This window comes from Caballeronia hypogeia (assembly GCF_001544875.2).
Lineage (GTDB): Bacteria > Pseudomonadota > Gammaproteobacteria > Burkholderiales > Burkholderiaceae > Caballeronia > Caballeronia hypogeia.
The window spans coordinates 1-1,485 of the sequence record NZ_FCOA02000076.1 but is presented as its reverse complement, the minus strand read 5'-3'; the positions used below and the strand labels follow the sequence as shown (position 1 = coordinate 1,485).

The 1,485-nt window shown below is 59.2% G+C and carries 1 protein-coding gene; it reads right to left on the bottom strand.

The window, feature by feature from the left end; translation table 11 throughout:
• Positions 1-40: 40 nt before the first annotated feature.
• Positions 41-1,363 (bottom strand): IS5 family transposase, encoded by a 1,323-nt coding sequence (locus tag AWB79_RS37880; protein WP_061172591.1) that lies wholly within the window; start codon positions 1,361-1,363, stop codon positions 41-43.
• Between the last annotated feature and the right edge of the window lie 122 nt (positions 1,364-1,485).

The following is a 1,485-nucleotide window of genomic DNA, read 5'->3' as shown; positions in this document are numbered from 1 at the left end:
TAGTCGGGCCTGAATAATTCGGTTTGCGCGGTGCCGTCTCTCATGGGAGGAAGGGCAGTGCAGCTGAGCGTTTGAGTGAAGCGAGAAGCACAAGGGCGCAATAAAGCCGCAGCTTTCTGAGGATCATGCGCAGGTTGTGGCCCGCGCCGCACAGCACCGCGTGAATCGCGTCCCCGAGTGCGCCTTTGAGCCAATTCCGATCGAGCTTGCCATCCGCCTTCATGTGGCCGATGGCCGGTTCGATCGCGCTGCGCCTTCGGATCATCGCTCGCAGACCGCGCGTGATACCGCGCCTCAATCCCGGGTGGTAAATCTTCACGCCGTCGACAGCCACGCCCTTGTAGCCGCGATCAACGATGGCGACTTCCGGCTTCACGTCGCTCAGGATCGCTGCCTGCTCCAATGCCTCGGCCAGCGTGTGGCCGTCGTAGGGATTTCCGGGCATCGAGCGAGCGCCGACCACGAGCCCTTCCTTGTGGGTCGTCGTGATCGATACTTTCACGCCGAACTCATAGGGCTTGCGTGCCTTGCCTTTGGCCAGACATTCGACTTCCGGAGCGTGCAGCGCGTACAGCTTGTTCCGGTCCTTCTGCTTTTGCGACAGAATTCGTTTGGTGCGGCCAATCAACTCTTGCAACGCGCTCCGGCTACTAGCGCTAGCCGAGTCAAGCTGGCGTTCGACGTCACGCATGACGCGGCCAACGCGCGAGCGCAACATGCGCAGCGCCTTCTTCATGCGCTTGTATTGCTTGGCGTGTGCGTAACGGCCGATTTGGCTCGCCAAGTGTGGCGCTTCGCGGTTGTAGTTCTGCCGCAACTTCAGACCGTGGCGGGCCGCAGCCTTCACCAGATGTTCACGACACCGCTCGAGCAGACGCGAATCGGTTGGATGGGCAATTGCTTTTTCCATCACTGTCGTGTCGACGATCACCCGTTTCGTGCTCGAGGCTTTGATCACGCCCGCGCGCTTGGCTGCCTCGATCGATTCGGCCAGCAATTCTTCGACACCTGCTTCGCCCAGGCGCTTCCTCCAGCGCGTAAGGCTCGATGGGTCAATCGGAGGCTCAGTCTGCAGATACGTCTCGCCTGTGAAGACCTGCCAATACGGGTTCTCCACCCATTGCCACACGACTTCTTCGTCGGACAGGTCAAACGCATGTTGGAGATACAGCAGACCGGCGATCAGTCGCGGTGAGGTGGCTGGGCGTCCTCTGCTCGAAACGAAGCTCTCGCTCATCGAGGTGTCCAAGCGGTCCCAGTTGATCAGATCAGCCAAGCCGACTAGCGGATGCTTCAAGTTGATCTGCTCACGCAGCGGTTGCCGGAAAAAATCCCCTTCCGTCACAGGCGTCTTTGGACCCATCCGCACCTCGTCAAAAAATGCAGGAATCAAGCATTAATATGCCTGCTTCCTGCAATTCGCTCAACATGGTTTGGAGCACAACGCCTTGTCGCATAAGGCTTTGAGGATTGTTCAGGGTCGAC